Below are 17,946 nucleotides of genomic sequence, written 5' to 3'. Positions count from 1 at the left end.
AATAATTATTTTGACTTCTAAATATAAAGACACTTTTATAGTTTATTCATTAACTCCAATTCTATTTTCAGATAAGTTTTTTAATTTAATATGGTCAAACACAAATGAAAAATTATTCTTTTTCCAATTTCCAAGTATTGAGCTTAAAAAGATTGCTTCAACTAAACAAAGTCAGTTTATTGTCGAATTCAACATCTGTTATTTACTAATTACTTTGCTGTTCAATCAAAATTTTAATGGAACAAATCTAACCAACTGGCTTTTAATGAATATTTTTATTTTTATCAATCTGATAGTTGGAAATATTCTTTTTAATATTTTTTTTGCGATCCCTCTTATCAAATCACTCATACTTTTAATTACAAACTCTTTGGTTTTAATAGTGATTTTCTATATTAACACATATTTGATAGATTTTTCATTTATAACATTTTTATCAATTTTGATATTTTTAATTTTTTATCGATCCCATACTTTAAATACTTTGTTCAGTAATTTACATATAAACACCTTTTATGATTAAAGTCGAAAATTTAACCAAAAGATTTAACTCAAATATAATTTTAGAGAATATAAATTTTTTAATAGAAAAAGGTGAGCTCTCTGTTATTTATGGTCGAAATGGTGCAGGAAAAACAACCTTAATTAAATGTTTGATAGGACTTCTAAAACCAAATACTGGCACAGTAAACCTTATCCCAAACAATAAAAACAAAATAGGTTTATACCTTGGCCATGAAATGTTAATTGATAAACTAACAGTAAAAGAATACATTCTTCTAGCAGGAAAACTAAAAGGGTTACTTAATAACGAAATAGAATCAAAAATTACTAAAATTTCACAAACTCTAGACTTTGATGCACATTTAAATAAATTGATTTCTACAATCTCATTTGGAACAAAATCTAAAGTTTTACTAGCGACATCAATAATAAACGACCCCGAAATTTTAGTTATGGATGAACCTTTTATAGGATTAGATTTAATTGCAATAAAAGAAGTAGTAAATGTATTGTCAAATCTAAAAGAAAAAGGATGTACTCTTTTTATTTCCTCTAACCAAGTAGACATCCTTGAAAATTTTACTGATAAAATTTTAATATTAAAAAATCAAACAATCATATTAGAAAAAAAAATAAACACTCTAAATATAGAAAGTACTGACCAACTGTCAGATTTAGTATTAACATACTTAAAATAAGGTTTAAGCTCTTAATAATTCGATGTGAAAATAAAAAAAACAAATTATTTATTACTATTGTTATTATCCAGTGTTTCAATAATAGTATCCAAAGCAGGTAATAATCTACTTAACGTTGAAGAATTATACTATCAATCACTTACAGTACATCTAACCTCTCAACAAATTGAAAGAATACTTGAAGTCCAGAAAAAAATTAAGTGGTTATACTATATTATTGTCCCAATTATCACTTTAATAAAAACAATGATAATTTCAAGTGTAATCTACGTTGGAATTATGCTGTTTGATAGCAGAAAAATGAATTTTAACTTAGTTTGGCATTATGTTTTAAAGGCAGAATTTATTTTTATTTTGGTAAGTATTTTTAAAATAGTTTGGTTTTGTTGTTTTCAAACAAACTATAACCTGAAAGATCTTCAATATTTTTATCCTTTATCAGCATTAAACATTACAGGCTACAAAAGGCTTGAAGTCTGGTTTATTTATCCATTTCAGGTCATTAATTTGTTTGAGCTTCTTTATGTCATTTACTTAGGTTTTGAAATTGGCAAATTAACAGAAACTAATACTGATCAAGGACTAAAAATTCTAGGCTTAAGCTATGTTCCAGCACTATTTTTATGGGTTGCAACAGTAATGTTTTTTACATTAAACTATTCTTAAAATGTCTAAAATTCAAAAACTTTTTCTCATCATCTGCTGTAGCATAATCATTATTTACACAGTCAACTATTTTTCCTACAAATAAGATTACATTCAAGCAGGACTTGGAGCAATATCAATGGTTTGCTTAATCATATCCCTACTTTTAAATAGAAAACAAAAACAATGAAAAAATCATTAAAAATAATCTTTGCATTACTATTTATCAGTGCTCTATTCTTTCTTGGTTATCAAATAACATCCAAAATAAACCACAAAAAAGAAATTCTTCAAAACATCAAAACCATTCCCAATTTCTCTTATCAAACCATAAATGGAGAAACTTTTACAAATGAAAATCTTAAAAATGATATTGCAACAATTTTTATCTATTTCAATACTGAATGTGACTACTGTGATGCAGAAACACAAATGATACAAAAAAACATGGAAAAATTTAAGGACGTTCAGCTCATTTTTATATCCTTTGAAGAACCTTTACAAATTAAAAAATTTGCTAAAAAACATCAATTAACAGCTTATGATAATGTCCGTTTTTTACATGACAACAAAATTTCATTCGCTGCTACTTTTGATGTTAATTCATTGCCTAGCATAGTATTATATGATAAAAATCAAAATTTAATCGAGAAAACAAAAGGCCAAATAAACCCTGCCATTTTGATTAGAAAATTAAATATCGACTAATCGCAATGAATTTAAAACACATCCGTAAAACCCATTCTTTACAACTCGATCAATCAGATTGTGGCGCAGCATGTTTATTATCTATCATAAAGTTTTATAATGGCAATACTTCTTTAGAAAAAATAAGAGAATTAAGCGGTACAACCAAACAAGGAACAACAATGTTAGGATTGTACCAGGCAGCCAATCAATTAGGCTTTAATGCTGATGGCTGTGAAGCTGATATGCAGGCTTTGATTGATCATAAACAACCCCTTATTTTACATACTTTAATTGATAATCGATTAAACCATTATGTCATTTGCTATGGCTACAATGAAAAAGATGGATTTCTGATTGGAGATCCTGCGAAAGGAATTGCTGTTTTATCAATCCAAGAACTAGACAAAGTTTGGATTTCAAAATCTTGCCTGACTTTAGAACCAAATAAAAATTTCGTTACAGAAGAAGCAGAAAAAAACATTCAATTAAAATGGTTTTTAGATATACTAAAAGAAGATTATAAACTTATTTGGATTTCTATACTGCTTGGTGTTTTTGTTGCTGGTTTAGGGTTGGCAATGGCTCTTTTTTCTCAAAAACTTATTGATGATATACTTCCATCAAACAACATCAATAAATTAATTTCTGGAATTATCCTGTTGGCTATTTTACTTTCTGCTCGTGTTGGAATATCTGTTTTAAGACAGCATTTTACAATTCGACAATCTAGAGATTTTAATAACCGTATTAATAATACATTTTTCTCGTCCTTGCTTCAACTTCCTAAATTCTTTTTTGACACTAGAAAAACAGGAGAACTTGTCTCAAGACTAAACGATACACAACGAGTACAAAATGTCATCAAAATATTAGCTAACACATTAATTATAGACATTCTTGCTGTTATAATCTCATCTGTTTTCTTACTAACTTATTCATTGAAGTTGGGAATAATTTGTATTCTCAGCCTGCCTGTTTACTTTTTTATAATCTATCGTCACAATAAAAAAATCATGCTTTCTCAAAAAGAAGTAATGGAAAGTTCAGCTATTAATGAAAGTAATTTCATTAATACAATTCAAGGTATATCTACTATTAAAAATGACAATAAACAAGCTGTATTCAATCAATTAAATCAATTTATTTTCGCTAACTATCAGGAAAAAATAGTTAACCTTGGAAAAATTAACATTAGCTTATCTTGGCAATCTGGCTTGGCAAGCGTAGTATTTGTTATTGGAATCTTAATCTATACTTCTATTCAGGTATTTAATAAAGAAATTAAAATTGGAGAATTAATGGCTATTTTAGGAATTGTCGGCTCATTATTACCTTCAATTGCAAGTTTGGCTTTAATTTCGATTCCAATAAACGAAGCAAAAATAGCTTTTAACAGAATGTATGAATTTGCATCCATTAAAAAAGAAAATGAAGAAGGGCTGAAAATTATTGAAATTAATACTATTTCCATTCAAAATCTATCATTTCGGTTTGCAGGTCGAAGCGAACTTTTCCATAGCGTAAATATCGAAATCAAAAAAGGAAAATTTATTGCAATAGTAGGCGAAAGCGGATCTGGAAAAAGTACTTTGGGGCAAATATTACAGCGTTTCTACCCATTCGAAAATGGAAATATTATTTTAAACAACAAACAGCAGCTTCAAGAAATTGAACTTAAAAATTATAGAGATTTATTAGGAGTCATTCCGCAAGAGATTACCATTTTCAGCGGAAATGTTATTGATAACATCCTGCTTGGAACGATAGACACGCCAGAAAATGTAATGCAGTTTATTAAAGAATATGAATTTGGACATTTCTTCAATCAACTGCCACAAGGATTAGAAACTATTCTTGGCGAAGAAGGCATAAATTTAAGCGGCGGTCAAAAGCAAATTATTGCTTTGGCACGAGCCTTATACAAAAAACCTCAGTTCCTAATTTTGGATGAAGCAACATCTGCTATGGATAGAAAAACAGAAAATTTCACTTTAAAATTACTGCAAAAAATAAAACTAGACTGCGCAGTATTATTCATTTCACATCGCTTAAATAAATTAAAAGCTATTGCTGATACTATTTATATTTTAGAAAATCAAACTATAACTCAGTTTGGCAATCATGAGGAACTAATGCAAACGAATAATTTTTATAGTGAATACTGGAAAGAAAACAATTAAAAGCCAAATCATGAAATTAAAAATTCAAAAAGCAGTTATTTTTTTCAATAAGTACCTTTATAGTCCTACAGTTCTATTAGGAATGTTTTGGATATTTTTCTTTAAAGGAGAACGATTTTCCGTTCAAAAAATAATTGATGCTCGATATGAACCAGAACTCTACGGCGCAGCAGTAATGGCAGTAGTTTTTTTGACAATTTTCAAACACAACAAAAAAAATCCGACTAATAAAAAATAGTGAATAATACATGGTTATAATAGTGGTGAATATGATTTGAAGATATAAAAGTTACCTCGCCCTATTATTCTCTGTCTGCTCAATTTCAGATTTCTTGTAAGTTGTCTTTTTTGAATTCCCGAAACTATACGTTGCTATTAGTTTAAAGTAATTTGTAGTATAGGTTCTGTGGTAATAAATTTGAGTCTGCCCTACTTCGTAATCACCGGAAACCATAAACTTATGAAAGATATCATTTGCCGTAAAATTTAGTCTTAGCGCCTCTTTAAAAAAGTTTCTTTCGATCCCCAGCGTTACAGTTGAGCGCGGGTTTTCACTTCGCAATCCATAGCTTTTATCCCCTAGATACCAAGCTAGTAATTGAATTTTAAAAAGGTCAGGAATCGTAAAAGTGTTATTTGAATACAAATAAATTTGAGGCTTAACCGGACCTAAAGCATATTCATAAAAATTATCGATTGATTTGCTTAAATTCATACTCACGGTATTAGTAGAATTCCACCATTTCACATTGAAAGATCTCGAAAGCGAGGTAAAAAAAGTATGTTCTTTTTCGATATTTAAAGACCTTAAAATATAACTATTTGGCGTGTCACCCCGCAATGCAGCGCCCGAAATGGGGTCAATTTTGTATGTGTACCCAATTTTAAAATCAAACTTTTTATACATTGTACCAATTTCAAAAGCGTGCGTTTTTTCAGGAAGCAAATTCGGGTTTCCTTCTATTGTCGTAAATGGATCTTGATAAATAACATACGGGTTTAAAGCTTGATATCGAGGTCTTGTAATTCTGGAAACATATGAAAAATGAGCTTTCCAGTCTTCAGATAGATTAAAATTTAAAAGTAGGTTTGGAAAAAAATTCTCATAATCTTTACCAAATTTCTGAACCCCGTTTGCATTCGTATACAAATCATAACTTGTGCTTTCTACCCTTGCTCCAATAGAAAAATTTACTTTTTCACCCAGCATACTTCCAAAATTAAAATAAGCTGCGCTAATCTTTTCCTTGTATGTAAAATCACTCGAAAGAGTATCGTCTAATTCAAAATCATCGGTATTAGCAATAAAAAAATCAGTTCCAGACTTTATCGCGGCATAACTAAATTTGGCTCCAAGTTCCAGTTTGGTTTTATCACTAATTTTTTTCGAATAATCAGCTTGTGACATTACAATGTTTATGGTGCTTCCAACATCATTTTTTAGAAATCTTTTACCATCTGTTTCCTCAACAACACTATTTTCTTCAATAAAATCCCTCACCGTTCCGTTGTAATTTGAATATTGTGTTCCTATAAACAATGACGAGCCTTTGGTATCTGTTATCAGATTATAATTCAAATTAATAAACTGATTCAGCAGCACATCATTTTTGGCAATATCTGTAGCATAAAAACTATTCCCTGAATTATTCGTTATTGCATTTCTGCTTTTTACTGCTCCGCCTAAATCTTCGATATTTCCACTATAAGCCAGTGAAATATAACTATTCATCGAAAAAGTATATTGAATTCCAGCTCCGAAATTGGAGTAATTATTAAATTGCCTTTGCCAATCTGTAGTTAGAGCAGACTTCATATAAACATCCGGATTTGGACGTGTTCTGGTGGTGTACAACAACTCCCTGCCTTTGCCCAATTGTAATCCGTAATTGGTTATAAAAGAAAATTTACCTTTGGTATAATTAAAATCTAAAAGAGTATTGGTACTTGTTCCTGCAAATTTAGAAACGGTAACATGCTGACTTGCTGTTCCCATTGTACCATTTTCGATGTTTTGTTTTGTAATAATATTGACAACCGCTTTTCCCTCGGCATCATACTTTGATGATGGATTTGAAATTACTTCAATTTTTGCAATCTGCGAAACTGGAATCGCCGCAAAACGTTCGTAATTTATCAAAATTCCGTTGAGATAAATAATGGCTTCACCTTTGCCCAGAACGCTTATTTGTCCTTCGGCAACTACCACATTTGGAACTCGCCCTAACAATTCATTTACAGAACTGCTCGCTGCCAGAACAGTTCCTGCTACATTAACATCGATTGTTCCGTTTGCACCGTATTTAAGCAATGACGGCTGACTTTTTACGACTACTTCGTTTAACTGATTGTTACTTTCTAAAACTATAATCGAGCTCAAATCAATATTTTCGGCATCTGAATAGTTTATATTCAAATGCTTGTCTGTAAATTCTGCTGAAGTCAATTTTAAAATTACTTCTTTTTGATTAATATCGGATAATTGAAAAACTCCGTCTAAAAAATCCTGTTGTTTTATAATTAGGGAATCACGAACAGACAAAACAACAACTGTTCCCATCATCAATTCGTTATTTCGACTGACTACTTTTCCAGAAATTTTTTGAATAGACTGTGCCTTTAAAAATGCACTATTAAAAAGAAAACAATATAGATAAACGAAAACCAGAATTAAAAACCTCATAAAATTTAATGATTAAGATTTGACTTTTTGTAGGGACAAAAGTCAGCTCTAAACCACTAAACGAGGTAATCGAAAGAGAAATCAGGAGTACGAATTTATAAATTAATACTTCTGTTAAGCCTGTAAAGCTTGAATTTGATAATTTAAAGGTGTCGTTCCTGTATGTTTTTTAAAGACAGCGAAGAATGTCGATTTCGAATTAAACCCCACATCATAACCAACAGATTCTAAAGTCAATTTATCATTTGACCTTATTATTATACAAGCTTCATTTATTCTCAATTCATTTATATAACTTGTAAAATTCTTTCCTAGATTATTATTCAAAAACTGAGACAATTGATGCGGCGTCACATTTAATTCTTTTGATAAATCCTGTAAACTCAAATTTGCATTTTTATACAAACTTTTCTCAATCATTTTGTTCTGGAGTTTCTCAAGTAAAAGGGCGGCTTCAGATTCTTCCATTTTCTTTCCCGAAGCTTTTTGTCCGTACAATAAAAATAAATCATCTGTTCTTTTTCGATAGAGAAGAATCGAAATTATCAAATACAAAATAAAAGAAAACACAACTGCTCCGCCAATATAAACTGCTGCTCTGGCTCCCATAATTGCTAAAAAATAAAAAAGAAACAGTAAAAAATTCGCCAGAAAAAGCATTCCAAACCACATTTCCGCCGGAGTTGTTTTTTCTTTTATATTGATGATTTTCTTTAAAATGTTTCTAATGGTAAAAGCAGAAAAAAGGATATAAACAAACCATTGAAAATAAATAGTTCTGATAAAATAAGTACCCCAAAGTTCTGGATACGTTTTATATGGATATACTATTCCAACGACTGCAATTAAAATTCCCCAAAACAAAAGTGTCAATTTCCAAGATTTGGGCAAAACAGTAACTTCATCAACGGCAGATTTTAGAAAATAATACAAACATGGACCAATAAAAAAACAAGCGGTAAGTCCTAATTGTAAGTACAATTTTGGCAATTCTGGATGAAAATAAACAAATACCGACTTTGCTATTCTTATACTCAGTGCAAATAAAAGTGTTCCTAAAAAGTAATTTGTCAAATACTTTTTCTTCGTAAAAAAGAAAAAATAAATGGCCAAAATAATTCCGTTGAAAGCCCCCAATGCACTAAAAAAAAATAAAAGTTCTTTACCAGTATCCATTATTCAAATTTGTTTATCCTGACAAAGCTAAAAAAAAATGATTTCTATTGCCTTCTTTTTTAATTATAATAGAAAATGCGATTATTCTTATAGCTGAAAATATTTAACTAATTTTATAACTCTAAAAGAAAAACATCAAACAAAATCAAATATTCCTATATCATGGAAAACGACAAAGAGCCTTCAGAAGAAACAAAAGAAAGATGGATCAACGATCCTAACAATTGGATTTGGGGCATTTTTTATTATAACCCAGAAGACAAAAGAATCTTTCCTCCAAAGAAAATTAAAGAGTTTGGCTGGACCACGAACTTCGCCAATCCTAATTCTGTTTTTGTATTATTAGCGATAATGGCTGTTCTTATTACCTTAGGTCGTTACCTTAATTAATTCACTTCAAACTGTAATATTCAACGTAATAATTCCCGATTATAAATACTACTTTTGATTTTTTGAGAGTTAAAGTGTTTATGTTGAAAAAACTACTGTTTTTTGTGATACTGTTTTGGTATTCTGGGCTTCAGGCTCAGGAAACTGAATCGCTGTACAAAACAAAAAAAATCATTGTAGCAAAAGACACTATTCATCTCGAACCTTTCAGCATAAACTCTAGTTTTTTTGAGATTTTAAATTCCAAAAACCAACCTATAGACTCTACTTTTTATAGAGTCGATTTTCAAAAAGGGACATTACTTTTAAATGAAAAATTGACTTCGGTTTCGGATACTTTAATTGTCAATTATCTCAATTATCCTGATTTCCTGACAAAAGAATACGGCTTCTACAAAGACAGTCAAGTGGTAAGCAACGATATTGATACTGAAAAATTATACAAAATTGACAATTCCAATATTAAAAAAACCACTCCTTTTGACGGCTTAAATACTTCTGGAAGTATTACTCGAGGTGTAACAATTGGGAATAATCAAAATACGGTTTTAAACTCTAATTTAGATTTACAGATTACCGGAAAAATATCCGATAAAGTTAGTTTGCGTGCATCGCTGCAAGACAATAATATTCCGCTTCAAGATGGCGGTTATTCTCAAAAACTAGATCAGTTTGACAATATTTTCATGGAACTTTTTACTGATGATTGGAACATTCGGGCGGGTGATGTTTTTCTAGAAAATCGGAAAACACAATTCTTGAGTTTCAACAAAAAAGTTCAAGGACTTTCTGCCAGTTTCGATTTTGATACCGAAAAAAGTAAGACTACTATTTTTGCATCGGTTTCGTTTGTAAAAGGCCAATATGCGAAAAGTACTTTTACAGGTCAGGAAGGAAATCAAGGGCCGTATAAACTTAAGGGACAAAATGGCGAATTGTATGTTTTGGTAATTTCAGGTTCAGAGCGCGTTTATGTAAACGGTGTTTTACTTAAAAGAGGCGAAAACAACGATTATGTAATTGACTATAATGCGGGTGAAATTGTTTTTACTTCTCTTTTTACGATAACTTCAGAAATGCGTATCAATGTTGAATATCAATATTCTGAACGCAATTACAATCGATTAGTGACTTATGCCGGTGCAACGCACGAAAACAAAAGCTGGAGTTTTGGCGGTTATTTATACTCCGAAAATGACATGAAAAACCAGCCGTTACAGCAAAATCTTTCTACAGAACAGGTGCAGGTTTTAGCGCAGGCAGGCGATAATCAAAATTTAATGAAAGCCCCATCTGCATATAAAGATGCTTATGCTGAAAATAAAATATTGTACAAAAAAAATAATGTCAATTCTGTAGAATATTATGAGTATTCAAAAAATCCTGCTGATGTTTTGTACAATGTAAAATTTAGTCTTGTGGGTAATAATCTCGGAAATTACATCATTCAAAATAATACTTCTGTCGAACGAATTTATGAATATGTTCCGCCCATAAATGGTACTCCGCAAGGAAACTACGAACCAATTGTACAACTGGTCGCGCCAATAAAAATTCAGGTGGCGACTTTTTTAGGAAAATATAATCCTGACGAAAAAACATTGGTTGATTTTGAAATTGCCATGAGCAATAACGACAAAAATTTATTTTCTCCAATTGACGATTCGGACAACGAAGGTATTGCTTTTAAAACCAATATTAAAAAAAGACTTTTTACCAGAAATTGGACTTTAGATGGTTTTGCCAATTATCAATTTGTTCAAAAGGATTTTAGATCTGTAGAGCGTTTGTACAATATCGAATTTAATAGGGATTGGAACTTAAACACGGCTCTTTTAGGAAACCAAAGTTTATTGGTTACGGGCTTAAACTTTGATTTGTTTGCCAAAAAAGAGACTTCTAATATCGGGTTGTTTACTTATCAATTTGAAAAATTGGATTTTACCGAAAGTTATTCGGGAGCTCGCCATACCACGACCGCTTTATTCAAATTTAAAAATTGGACAATCGAGAATCAAGGCAGTTTTTTAAATAGTGACGCAACGACATCGACTTCAAAGTTTATTAGAAATCAAACTAGAACTAAATATCATTTTGGCAAAAACTGGATTGGAGCGAGTATGCAGCTTGAAGATAATCAGGAAAAAGATAAGGTTAGCAATCAGTTTTCGGCGATAAGCCAGCGATTTTCTGAATATGGTACTTTTGTTGGGCGCGGCGACAGTACAAAGGTTTTTGTTGAACTAGGGTTTTTACAGCGAATAAATGACAGTTTACAAAATGGTCTTTTGCGGCATGTAAATAACTCGCAGACTTACTATTTAAAGTCGAAACTAATTCAGAATAAAAAAACTGATTTAGCGGTTTATGCTAGTTATCGAAATCTTGATTTTACAGATTCTAACCGAAAAAACGAACCTTCTTTAAACTCTAGAATTCTTTATAATGATCGATTCTTCAACCAATTTATGCAAATAAGCAGTGCTTATGAAACGAGTTCTGGAACTATCGCTCAACAAGAATTTACATATATTGAGGTTCCTGCGGGACAAGGTGTTTATACTTGGAATGATTATAATGGTAATGGGATTCAGGAACTGGAAGAATTTGAAATTGCGGCTTTTCCTGATCAGGCAAAGTTTATCCGAATCTTTTTACCAAATCGAGTTTACATCAAAACCAATCAAAATAAATTCTCGCAATCTGTTGTACTGAATCCGCTGCAATGGCAAAATGAAAAAGGGTTAAAGAAAATTATATCTTATTTCTACAACCAAACTTCTTTTATGATGGATCGAAAGGTAAAAAGCGATGGTGAGCTGGAGTTGAATCCTTTTTATTCTTCTGATGAAAATATTCTGGGTTTGAATTCGAGTTTTAGAAACAGTTTGTTTTACAATCGAGGCAAACAAAAACATTCTGTTACTTATTCGTATCTTATCAATAACGGAAAAAGTTTACTTTCAATTGGCTCGCAAAATGTCAAAAACAATTCGCATCAATTGCAATACACGCATTTGTATCAAAAAAGCTGGCTGTTTAATTTCTTTACAAAAACAATAAGCACCAACTTGATTTCTAAAGATTTTGCGGAGAAAAACTACGATTTAAAAGGGTATCAGCTTGCGCCAAAAATCAGCTATTTGTTTTCAAGAAATACCAGTTTAGATTTTTTCTATGAATTTCAAAACAAAGAAAATCAGATTGGCAATCTTGAAACATTGATGCAAAACCGTCTGGGAACTTCATTTTCTTTTGCGGGAGAGAAAAAAGTAACTTTAAATGGTGAGTTTTCTTTTTATGAAAATAAGTTTACGGGCAATGAATTTTCATCAGTAGGATTTCAAATGCTTGAAGGTTTGCAAGCGGGACAAAATTTGGTTTGGAAACTGCTTCTGCAAAAGAATATTACACAGTTTTTAGATGTAAATTTAAACTATCAAGGACGTAAAAGTGAGGCTGGATCTACTGTGCATACAGGCAATGTTCAGCTTCGTGCATATTTTTAGCGGTTAACAAAAAACATAAGAATTAATTGCTTAATTTTATAATACTATTTAAACTAAAATCTTATGAAAAAATTATTATTGCTCTGTTTTATAGTAGTTTTATCTACTAATTTTTACGCTCAGGAAACTGTAACTAAAGCGGCTAAAAGTAAAACTGAAACGACTGCAAAGAAAACTAAGGCTAAAGCTGATAAAACTACCGCAGACGCAAAGAAAACAGCTGATAAAGCTGCAAAAACTAAAAGCACAGCAGATAAAGAAACCGCTAAAGCGAAAAAAGAAACTGCTGACGCTGCTAAAAAAACAGCAGACAAGGAAACAGCTAAAGCAAAAAAGGAAACAGCAAGCGCAGCTAAAAAAACAACAGCAAAGGCTGAAAGTACAAAGGCTGACGTAAAGAAAACGACTGCAAAAGCTGATGCCGCAGCTAAAACAGCGACTAAAGATGCAACCGCAACTAAAAAAACTGCGACAAAAACTTTAAAAGAAACGAATGAAAAAGCACCAAAAGTAGCTGATAAGGTTACGGGTGAATACAATGGTAAAAAAGTATATACAGGGCCAAGAGGCGGTAAATACTATATCAACAAAAATGGTAATAAAACCTATATTCAAGATTAAGGTACTGAGATTCTGAGGGACTAAGATACTAAGATATGAAACTTTGAAGCCGAACGTATGTTCGGCTTTTTTATTTACTAAAAAAAGAAACCTCAGCCCCTTAGTATCTCAGCCTCTTAGAACCTTAAATAAAATATTGAGTTAATAATTTAGTAATATGTGCGAAATAACATAAAAAACATATTTCTTTATCTTCGTTTGCAAAAAGCGTTAAACTATGAGCATTGACTATTCTGCTAACAAAACAATTTTAGTTGCTCCATTAAACTGGGGACTTGGCCACGCCACAAGATGTATCCCAATTATTAAGGCGCTTCAGGAAAACAATTTTATTCCTATTATTGCTTCTGATGGTGTTGCGCTGGCTTTGCTGCGAAAAGAATTTCCCTATATACAAACACTGGAACTGCCTTCTTACCACATTGAATATGCTAAAAATGGTAAAAATTTTAAATGGAAGTTAATTAAAAATCTTCCGAAGATGATTGCTGCTATTTTAGATGAGAAAAAAATGGTGAACGGCTGGATTAAAAAACATGGTATCGACGGAATTATTTCTGATAATAGATTGGGTGTTTTTAGTAAAAAAGTGCCTTCTGTTTTTATGACGCATCAGTTGAATGTGATGACTGGAAACACTACTTGGTTTACGAGTAAATGCCATCAGTATTTTATAAAAAAATATTCGCAGTGCTGGGTTCCAGATTCAAATGAAAAAACAAATCTTACCGGCGATTTAGGTCATCTTAAAAGCAATGATTTAAATCTTAAGTACATTGGCCCTTTGAGCAGAATGCGTAAAAAGGAAACGCCTAAAATATACGATTTGATGATTATTTTATCAGGGCCGGAACCGCAGCGTACTTATCTTGACGAAAAGCTGCAAAAAGAAATAGCGGGTTACAAAGGAAAAGTAGTTTTTGTACAAGGAATTGTAGAGAAAACGCAAACTAAATGGCAGGCTGGAAATGTTACTTATTACAACTTTATGAATTCTAAACAATTAGAACAGACTTTTAATGAAAGTGATTTTGTTTTATGTCGTTCTGGTTATACAACTGTTATGGATTTGGCTAAACTGGGCAAAAAGGCTTTCTTTATTCCAACTCCGGGACAATACGAACAGGAATATCTGGCGGTAAAACTTCAGGAAGAAAATCTTGTACCTTATGCAATGCAAGACGACTTTACGATTGATGATTTATCAAAAGTAAAGTCGTTTAAGGGTTTGTCTCAATTTAATGAAGAAATAGACTGGGATTCGCTATTTACTGTTTTTGAGGACTAATACCATTTATATATATAAATGGTATAATTTTTTTAGAAATTGAACTGAGCTTGCAGTCGCAGTAAATTTCCTTGTTGTCTGTTTATTGGAAGTGCGCTGTCCTCAAAAGTTCTATCGGCAATTACATATTCGGCAGTTAATTCGAAAGCTTTAATTGGCTGCCATTCGATGCCTATTTCGTAATCTCTTACAACGTAACTTCTGGCGTCTTTTTCATATTTCTTACCTCCGTCATAATATTGAAATTTTGCAAAAGGATAAAGATGTTGCTTTTTAAAATCAAGCTTATAACTCATCAATACATAACCTCCATTTAAGTCTGTTTCATCAACAGTATTGGTTAAGGTATTGTAACGAGGTCCTGTACCAACATTATATTCTGCTTGAATTCCGAAAGGTCTTGGATACAAAACAAAAGTAGCCCCTACTCTTTGGTCTTTTACATACTGTGGATCGTTAACTTTTACTCCCGGAGAAATTTCACCTGTAAAAGCCCATTTACCTGTATAAGCCTGAATTCCTGGCTCTATAATTTGACTTCCGATAACAAAAGGATAAGTAATTCTTGCTACAACATTTAAATCTCTGTTACCGTCTAGTTTATTTGCAATTTGCCCATTGTAAACTCCAAAAGCAAAAACTCCATAATCACCAGATCCTTTAAATCCATCTTTTACAAGCATTTCGAAACGTTTTCTAATTTCAGCAGGTGCCCAATAAAAAAACAGACCTAAATCACGCTCATTTAAAATAGCACTATTCATCGCATCGTTACGATCTAAAGCTAAACGCTGTGAACTTGACTGCATATTTTCGAAACCGTATGGAATTTTACTTTGTCCAACACGTACACGATATTCTTTTTTCTTATCGAAAGAAAGATCGAAATACAAATCACGAATTTGCACAAAATTCTGAATTCCAGTACTTGGAGAACTCGCAAAATCAGGTTGAAAATAGAAGAATACGTTAGGATGAACCTGTCCTGAAAAGACTAAACGCGCACGACGAATAAAAAGTCCGTTGTTTGCTTTTGCGTCTGGAGCTGTAGAAGTTGTTCCCCAAGATTTATCACATTGTTCGCAGGAAACTTTATCGTTTGTAGAGAACAAACCATTGTATCTAATTTGTGCATAACCTCTTAAAGAGATTCTGTCGTACCAGTGTTCCTCGCCGCTTACACCTGACTTAGTATCTGGCAGTTTCGCTTTATTTATAGAGTCTAAAATACGAATTACTTCGTTTTTTACTTCTTGCTTGTTCACATCTTGTGCATTTGATGCCCAAGTCAACAGTAATAAAACTGCAATTATTTTTCTTTTTATCATTCTTTCTTTAATCCCTTAATTTCAGAATGCAAAGATGTATCACCTATGTTAAGAAATCATTAACCAGATGTTACTATAATAAAAATTTATTGTTATGGACTAAATCTGTATGTTGATTTATTGTTAAACACCTTTGTTTTAGGGCGTTTGACAAAAACTCAATTACAATTTTTTAACGTCAGTTTTTTGGTTCTTAAGCGCTTTTTCGAGCGTAAAAGAGAATTCTGAACCAATTCCGAACTCACTTTCTACATAAACTTTCTCTTTATGCGCCTCAATAATATGCTTTACGATCGCCAAACCTAAACCAGAACCTCCTTCAGATCGAGTACCGCTTTTATCAACTCTATAGAAGCGTTCAAAAAGTCTTGGAATGTTTTGTTTCTCAACTCCTTCTCCGTTATCACTTATGCGTATTAAAACTTTTCTCTTGGTTAAATTAACTACACCAACTTCGGTTAAACCGCCTTCTTTTCCGTATTTGATCGAGTTTACAATTAGATTTTCTAAAACTTGTTGAATCCTGTCTTTATCACCTCTAATAATAACAGATTGTACATTTTTACTTTCAAAAGCCAATTTAATTTTCTTTTTATCAGCTTTCATTTCTAACAAATCGAAAACATTATGAATGAGCTCTACAATATCAAAATCAGTAATCATCAAATTTAAATCACCAGATTCTAATTTGGTAATCATATCTAAATCTTCAACAATGTAAATTAATCGTTCAACTCCTTTTTCGGCACGTTTTAAATATTTTTTTCGAATATTTTTATCATCCATTGCTCCATCAAGCAAAGTCGAAACGTAACCTTGAACGGTAAATAATGGTGTTTTTAATTCGTGCGAAACGTTTCCTAGAAACTCTCTTCGGTATTGCTCTCGAATTTCAAGCATTTCGATTTCCAGCTTTTTATCTGTCGCAAACTTTTTTACTTCTCGCGAAAGCGTTTCCATATCAGTCGTTATAGGCTGATTGATAAGTGTTGTTGATTCTAGCAGCGAAACCTCATCGTATATTTTTTTTACTCTTCTATATATAAAACGTTCTACACGATATTGTAAAACCAGAAATGAGAAGATATAAATTGAGATTAAAAAAATTATCCCAAATGCAATTTGGTGTTTCAATTGACCTTTATAAAATAAAGACATCAATATGAGTACAAATCCTGTTGCAAATAGACTTATATATAATGCCGATTTTACAGCAAATTTGTATGTTTTTTTAAAATTGATTTTCATTGAAAATATTGAACCATTAACGGATTATTTTTTTCACCATATAAGTGATATAAATTCATTTAAAAGTAAAACTTAATTGTGTGCATTTACATAAGAACTTAAAAAAGCAAATCTTTGTCAAAGTTCAGAACTTTGACAAAGATAATTATTGTGAATATTGGTAAACCAGAAATTAAATGAGCTTATATCACTTATATGGTTTCCTTACTATTGAATCCTTAAACTTCAAATTTGTAGCCTACACCTTTTATGGTTTTAAAAAGATCTTCGCCTATTTTTTCGCGTAGTTTTCTAATATGAACATCAATTGTTCTTCCTCCAACTACCACTTCGTTCCCCCAGACTTTATCAAGAATTTCATCTCTTTTAAAAACTTTACCTGGTTTTGAAGCTAATAAATAGAACAATTCGAATTCTTTTCTAGGAAGTGCAATTTCTACATTGCCTTTGATAATTTTATACTCTTCGCGGTTAATCTCGATTCCTCCAACATTTATAGTATCACTAACTACTTCTTGTTCTTTTAACCTTCTTAACAGAGCCTTTACTTTTGAGACCAACAATTTTGGTTTGATTGGTTTCGTAATATAATCATCAGCACCAGCATCAAAACCAGCTACTTGCGAATAGTCTTCACTTCTTGCGGTAAGAAATGTTATGATAACATTATTTAATTCGGGGATTTTTCTGATGTGCTCACAAGCTTCCATACCATCCATTTCAGCCATCATCACGTCCATAATAATTAATTCTGGCAATTCTTTCTGAGCTTTTGCTATAGCATCTTTTCCGTTAGAAGCTGTAACAATCTGATAGCCTTCTTGAGCAAGGTTATAGCCAACGATTTCTAAGATATCTGGTTCGTCGTCAACTAATAAAATCTTGGTTTGTGTTTTTTTCATAAATAGCAAAAATTGAGATTTTTACATCAAATTCTCTTTAATATATATCCGATGTTTTTTATTTCACAGGGTAAATATAGTAAT

Annotated in this window: 14 protein-coding genes; 9 read left to right on the top strand and 5 right to left on the bottom strand. The window is 31.5% G+C overall.

The window, feature by feature from the left end; all coding sequences use genetic code 11:
* The first annotated feature begins 515 nt into the window (after positions 1–515).
* From ACHRV0_RS04980 to ACHRV0_RS04960, 5 genes are all read left to right on the top strand, one after another.
* Complete coding sequence (locus ACHRV0_RS04980) at positions 516–1,202, top strand: ATP-binding cassette domain-containing protein (protein ID WP_395440094.1); 687 nt, start codon at positions 516–518, stop codon at positions 1,200–1,202.
* A gap of 24 nt (positions 1,203–1,226) precedes the next feature.
* Entirely contained in the window at positions 1,227–1,868 is a 642-nt protein-coding gene (locus tag ACHRV0_RS04975; RefSeq protein ID WP_395440093.1) for a hypothetical protein, read from the top strand.
* A 165-nt stretch (positions 1,869–2,033) separates the two neighbouring features.
* Positions 2,034–2,555, top strand: coding sequence for a TlpA family protein disulfide reductase (locus ACHRV0_RS04970; RefSeq protein ID WP_395440092.1), 522 nt, complete (start codon positions 2,034–2,036; stop codon positions 2,553–2,555).
* 5 nt (positions 2,556–2,560) lie between these two features.
* Positions 2,561–4,717: a peptidase domain-containing ABC transporter gene (locus tag ACHRV0_RS04965; RefSeq protein WP_395440091.1), complete on the top strand. Its 2,157-nt coding sequence runs from the start codon at positions 2,561–2,563 to the stop codon at positions 4,715–4,717.
* Positions 4,718–4,727: 10 nt separating this feature from the next.
* Entirely contained in the window at positions 4,728–4,955 is a 228-nt protein-coding gene (locus ACHRV0_RS04960) for a hypothetical protein (RefSeq protein ID WP_395440090.1), read from the top strand.
* A gap of 51 nt (positions 4,956–5,006) precedes the next feature.
* Here the strand turns inward: ACHRV0_RS04960 and ACHRV0_RS04955 are convergent, their stop codons facing one another.
* Together ACHRV0_RS04955 and ACHRV0_RS04950 are read right to left on the bottom strand one after the other, a co-directional pair.
* Positions 5,007–7,400, bottom strand: coding sequence for a TonB-dependent receptor domain-containing protein (locus ACHRV0_RS04955; protein ID WP_395440089.1), 2,394 nt, complete (start codon positions 7,398–7,400; stop codon positions 5,007–5,009).
* 114 nt (positions 7,401–7,514) lie between these two features.
* The gene (locus ACHRV0_RS04950; protein ID WP_395440088.1) at positions 7,515–8,576 is read right to left on the bottom strand and encodes a helix-turn-helix domain-containing protein; all 1,062 of its coding nucleotides are present in this window, start codon (positions 8,574–8,576) and stop codon (positions 7,515–7,517) included.
* A gap of 162 nt (positions 8,577–8,738) precedes the next feature.
* Here ACHRV0_RS04950 and ACHRV0_RS04945 point away from each other — a divergent pair, with 162 nt between their 5' ends.
* From ACHRV0_RS04945 to ACHRV0_RS04930, 4 genes are all read left to right on the top strand, one after another.
* On the top strand, positions 8,739–8,966 hold the full coding sequence (locus ACHRV0_RS04945; protein ID WP_395440087.1) for a hypothetical protein: 228 nt from the start codon (positions 8,739–8,741) through the stop codon (positions 8,964–8,966).
* Between the two features lie 80 nt (positions 8,967–9,046).
* Entirely contained in the window at positions 9,047–12,475 is a 3,429-nt protein-coding gene (locus ACHRV0_RS04940; protein ID WP_395440086.1) for a hypothetical protein, read from the top strand.
* 63 nt (positions 12,476–12,538) lie between these two features.
* On the top strand, positions 12,539–13,096 hold the full coding sequence (locus ACHRV0_RS04935; protein WP_129023774.1) for a hypothetical protein: 558 nt from the start codon (positions 12,539–12,541) through the stop codon (positions 13,094–13,096).
* A gap of 217 nt (positions 13,097–13,313) precedes the next feature.
* Positions 13,314–14,384 carry a glycosyltransferase gene (locus ACHRV0_RS04930; protein WP_129023773.1) on the top strand — a complete coding sequence of 357 codons (1,071 nt, stop codon included), beginning with the start codon at positions 13,314–13,316 and terminating at the stop codon, positions 14,382–14,384.
* A gap of 32 nt (positions 14,385–14,416) precedes the next feature.
* On the opposite strand, the gene ACHRV0_RS04925 is transcribed toward ACHRV0_RS04930, so the two are convergent.
* From ACHRV0_RS04925 to ACHRV0_RS04915, 3 genes are all read right to left on the bottom strand, one after another.
* Positions 14,417–15,712: a porin gene (locus ACHRV0_RS04925; protein WP_395440085.1), complete on the bottom strand. Its 1,296-nt coding sequence runs from the start codon at positions 15,710–15,712 to the stop codon at positions 14,417–14,419.
* A gap of 162 nt (positions 15,713–15,874) precedes the next feature.
* A complete protein-coding gene (locus ACHRV0_RS04920) occupies positions 15,875–16,960 on the bottom strand; it encodes a cell wall metabolism sensor histidine kinase WalK (RefSeq protein WP_089058439.1) in 1,086 nt (361 codons plus the stop codon).
* 218 nt (positions 16,961–17,178) lie between these two features.
* Complete coding sequence (locus ACHRV0_RS04915) at positions 17,179–17,862, bottom strand: response regulator transcription factor (RefSeq protein ID WP_089054298.1); 684 nt, start codon at positions 17,860–17,862, stop codon at positions 17,179–17,181.
* Positions 17,863–17,946 lie beyond the last annotated feature (84 nt).

Origin of the sequence: Flavobacterium sp. FlaQc-30 (genome assembly GCF_044005885.1) — a bacterium.
Classification (GTDB): domain Bacteria; phylum Bacteroidota; class Bacteroidia; order Flavobacteriales; family Flavobacteriaceae; genus Flavobacterium.
The sequence above is the reverse complement of the archived record's forward strand: the minus strand, read 5'-3'. Positions and strand labels throughout refer to the sequence as shown.